Source organism: Anaeromyxobacter sp. SG64, from assembly GCF_022690745.1.
GTDB classification, from domain to species: domain Bacteria; phylum Myxococcota; class Myxococcia; order Myxococcales; family Anaeromyxobacteraceae; genus Anaeromyxobacter; species Anaeromyxobacter soli.
In genome coordinates, this window is record NZ_JALCZB010000170.1 from 1 (window position 1) to 4,085 (window position 4,085).

General features: G+C 74.3%; 4 protein-coding genes. All 4 read left to right on the forward strand.

Translation table 11 applies throughout. From position 1 onward, the window contains the following. Positions 1–866, forward strand: an 866-nt coding sequence (locus MNZ29_RS23630; RefSeq protein WP_242357026.1) for a hemolysin family protein, incomplete at its 5' end; no start/stop codon positions are given. Positions 867–975: 109 nt separating this feature from the next. After that, complete coding sequence (locus tag MNZ29_RS23635; RefSeq protein WP_242357028.1) at positions 976–1,479, forward strand: hypothetical protein; 504 nt, start codon at positions 976–978, stop codon at positions 1,477–1,479. Positions 1,480–1,554: 75 nt separating this feature from the next. Beyond that, entirely contained in the window at positions 1,555–2,862 is a 1,308-nt protein-coding gene (locus MNZ29_RS23640; protein WP_242357030.1) for an MFS transporter, read from the forward strand. A gap of 134 nt (positions 2,863–2,996) precedes the next feature. Next, positions 2,997–4,085 (forward strand): HEAT repeat domain-containing protein (locus MNZ29_RS23645; RefSeq protein ID WP_242357032.1); only part of this gene is annotated, 1,089 nt, incomplete at its 3' end.

A 4,085-nucleotide genomic window follows, 5' to 3' on the forward strand; every position in this document is an offset into this window, starting at 1 on the left:
CGCCGTTCCTCCTCCTGCGCGCCCTGGCCCGGCCGGCGGCGGTGCTCGTAGGCCTCGCCGCCGGCAAGAACGCCCGCTTCTCGAACCCGCCGCCGCCGCTCGACGAGATGGAGCGCGCGCTCTCCGAGTACGCGCGCGCCCACGGCGCGGGCGGCGGAGCGGCGACGACGACGGAGCTCATCCACGCGGTGTTCGAGTTTCGCGACAAGATCGCGCGCGACGTGATGGTGCCGCGCACCGACCTGGTCGCGCTCGACGTGGACACGCCGGTCTCCGAGATCCTCCGCATGATGGCGGAGGAGGGGCACTCGCGGATGCCGATCTACCGCGGGACCCTCGATCACGTGCTCGGCGTCCTCCACGCCCGCGACCTCGTCCCGATGCTCGCCCACCCGGAGCTCATCGTGCTCCGCGACATCCTCCGCCCGGCCCACTTCGTCCCCTGGTCGAAGCCGGTGGATCAGCTCCTCCGCGAGATGCAGCGCCGCCGGCTCCACATGGCGCTCGTGGTGGACGAGTACGGCGGCATCATGGGCGTCTGCACGCTCGAGGACGTGCTCGAGCAGATCGTCGGCGAGATCGGCGACGAGTTCGAGCAGGAGGAGGGGCGGAGCGTCGAGGTGCACGGCGACGGCACGTTCACGGTGCTCGGCGCGACGCCCATCTCCGAGTTCAACGCCGCCGCCGCCGCCGCCGTCCCGGAGGACCAGGGCTTCGAGACCGTCGCCGGCTTCCTCAACTCGCTCGCGGGCGCCATCCCCGCGAAGGGAGACCGGTTCTTCTGGCGAGGCTGGGTCTTCACCGTCGCGGAGGGCGACCCCCGCAAGGTGACGAAGATCCGCGCGGCGCGCATCAAGCGCGCGTGAGCGGGCGGGCTGCCCGGCGCTCGATCCACGCTGCGGCGGCGAGACGCCCGTCACGACGCGACCCGCGTGCGAGTGGCCGGGCGTGTGCGCCGTCCCTACCTCGTGACTCATGAAGGAACGGAACGGCGTCCGCATCGGGCAGCGCGTGCGGGACCTCGAGGGGAAATCCCTCGGGCGGGTGAAGCACGTGTACGACTGGGGCTTCGACGCGTCGAAGGGGTTCCCGATCCTCTTCCGCAGCGACTACGTGTTCCGCTACGACGAGGTGCGCGGCATGCGGGACGGCGCGCTCGTGATCGCGCGCACGGATCGCGACCTCATCGAGCTGGCGGAGGGCGAGATGCCAGCGTCCTGGCGCATCCCGGCGCCGCCCGGCTTCCCGGGGGTAGCGACGCCGCCGGAGGCACACGCGGTCTTCGCCGGGCTCGCGGCGGCGCGGGCGGCGGGGACGGCCGCGCGCGCGCAGCCGCTCGAGCCCGCCCCATCCACCGCGGCTCCCGTCGAGTCGACCCTCTGGCGCGCGGGGGACGGCGAGCTCGGCGCGGGCGAGGAGCGGCGCTACGCCGAGCGCCGGGGCCAGGGGAGCGACGCCGCTCCGCCCGTCCAACCGTGACGTGACGGTCTGACCGATCTCGGGCCTCGCCGCCGGCGTGGTCCGCAGCCGGTGTCCGCGCTATCTTGCGCGCCCATGACCGACGCCAAGACCCTCGCCCCGGTGAAGCCGTCCGGGGCGTTCCGCTGGCTCGTGCTCCTCGCGTGCAGCGTCGCGATGTTCGGGAACTACTACGTCTTCGACGCGCTGTACCCGGTCACCCCCTTCCTGCAGGAGCAGCTCCACTTCACCGACCAGCAGATCGGGCTCCTCGACACCGCCTACAACGTCGCGGCGCTGCTCACGCTCATCGGCGGCGGGATGCTCATCGACCGGCTCGGCACCGCGCGCTCCGCGGTGCTCTTCGGCGCCGTCGGCGCGGCGGGGAGCGCGCTCATCGCCTTCCTGCCCGCGCTCGTGCCCGGCTCGCCGGCCATCGCCATGGCGGCGGGCCGCTTCGTGCTCGGCGTCGGCTCGGAGCTCTTCATCGTCGCGGCGACGACCGTGGTCGGGCGCTGGTTCAAGGGGAAGGAGATCTCCTTCGCGCTCGCGGTGCAGCTCCTCATCGCCCGGCTCGGCTCGTGGACCGCCGACAAGTCACCGAGCTTCGCGAAGGGGCTCTTCCACGACTGGCAGCCGCCGCTCCTCCTCGCCGCCGCGCTCGGCCTCCTCTGGTTCGTCTTCGCGATCGTGTACGCCACGCTCGAGACGAGCGCGGCGCGCCGCTACGGCGTCGCGACCGCGGGCCACACCGACAAGCTCGTCTGGAAGGACCTCGTCCGCTTCAGCCGCGGCTACTGGTGGGTGGTCGGGCTCTGCGTGGCGTTCTACGCGACCATCTTCCCGTTCCGCACCTTCGCGAACCTGTTCTTCATCCAGGCGCACGGCGTCGCGCCCGACCAGGCCGGCACGCTCAAGAGCTGGCTGCCCGCGGTGTCGATGGTCGGCATGCCGCTCTTCGGGCTCCTCGCGGATCGCATCGGCAAGCGCGCGCTGCTCATGTCCATCGGCTCGGCGCTGCTCGTGCCGCCGTTCCTGCTCATGGCGTACACGCGGGCGCCGCTCGAGCTCTCGATGGGGATGCTCGGCCTCTCCTTCGCGCTCGTGCCGGCGGTGCTGTGGCCGGCGGTCACCTACCTCGTGCCCGACGCGCGGCTCGGCTCGGCGTACGCGCTCATGACGTTCTGCCAGCAGATCGGCTGGGCAGGGATGAGCTGGGGCATCGGCGCCGCGAACGACGCCGCGGGCGCGTCCCCGCAGCACCCCGCGGGCTGGCTCCCAGCGATGTGGATGCTCGCCGCGCTCGCCACCGCCGGCTTCGTCTTCTCGTTCCTCCTCTGGCGCGAGGAGCGGGGACCGAGCGCGCACGGCCTCGAGACGGCGGCCGGCGGCCACGCAGCGTGAACCGACCCAGATCACCGGGAACGCGCGGCCGTCAACAATTTGCCACCCGGATCCCGATCTCGTAAGCTGCGATATCTCCGCAAGATCCTGGGATCAGGACGGGATCTTCGACGGCGATGGGGCAGGGCGGGCGAATGGACGGGGTGGAAGGGGCGAAGACCATCGTCGAGCCGGAGGAGTTCCTCCGCAGCGCGCTCGAGAAGATCGTGTTCTTCGAGTGCCGCGTCTCCCAGCTCGAGAGCGAGCTCGCCGCGGCGCGCACCACCGCGGAGCGCGCGCGCGGCGACGCCGCCCAGGCGCGGCGGCGCGAGGTCGATCTCGAGCAGGCCCTCGCGGCCGAGCGCGGCCAGCGCGGCGACGCGCAGGCCCGGGTGGACGAGCTCGAGGAGCGCGTGCGGCTGCTCCAGGAGGAGCGCGAACGGCTCCTCGGCGGGCTCGTCGAGCGCGCGCGCCTGACCGGGGCCACCGGCGCCGACGGCGCGCCCGGCCCCGAGGAGGGCGGCGCGGACCTCGCCGGCTTCATCGCCGAGCTGCGCGCCGAGATCGAGACGCTCCGCGCCTGGAAGGCGGCCGCCGAGGCGGCCGGTCTCGGCCGCACGGCCGGAGTCGACCTCTCCGCCCCGGCGGCGCACGAGGCCGTGCCCGAGCGCAGGGCCTCGCCGCGGCAGGCCCTCGACGGCCGGACGGGGCCGGAGTCCGTCTCCATGGTCGCCGACCGCTTCGCCTCCGGCGGCCGCATGGGCCTCACCGCGCGCGACAGCGACCAGATGAAGGCGCTCCTCGGCACGCGCGCCGATCGCGCGCTCTACGAGCGCTCCCTGGACGATCTCTCCGCCCCCGAGGCGGGCCGCCGCCTGCGCGCCGTCCGCGCGCTGGAGGCGCTCGGCTCGAAGGCGGCCGCGCCGCTGCTCGCCGCCGCGCTCGGGCGCGAGCCGGAGGCCGAGGTGAAGGCCGCGCTGCTCGCCGCGCTCGCACGCTTCAAGGAGCCCTTCGCGGCCGACCTCGCGGCGCGCGCGCTCGAGGACGCGCGTCCGGCGGTGCGCGTCGCGGCGCTCGAGGCCCTCGCGGCCGTCGCGGCGGACGGCGCCGAGGAGCGGCTCTCCGCGGCGCTCGGCGATCCGAGCCCCATCGTGCGCCGCCGCGCGGCGATCCTCCTCGGGTTCGCCCCGGGCGGCCGCGCCGAGGAGGCCCTCGCCGCCGCGCTCTCCGACCCGGATCGCGGC

Excerpts from the sequence above, each read along its gene's own strand:
- MNZ29_RS23640 (WP_242357030.1), top strand. The coding sequence starts at position 1,555 with ATGACCGACGCCAAGACCCTCGCCCCGGTGAAGCCGTCCGGGGCGTTC.
- MNZ29_RS23635 (WP_242357028.1), top strand. The coding sequence starts at position 976 with ATGAAGGAACGGAACGGCGTCCGCATCGGGCAGCGCGTGCGGGACCTC.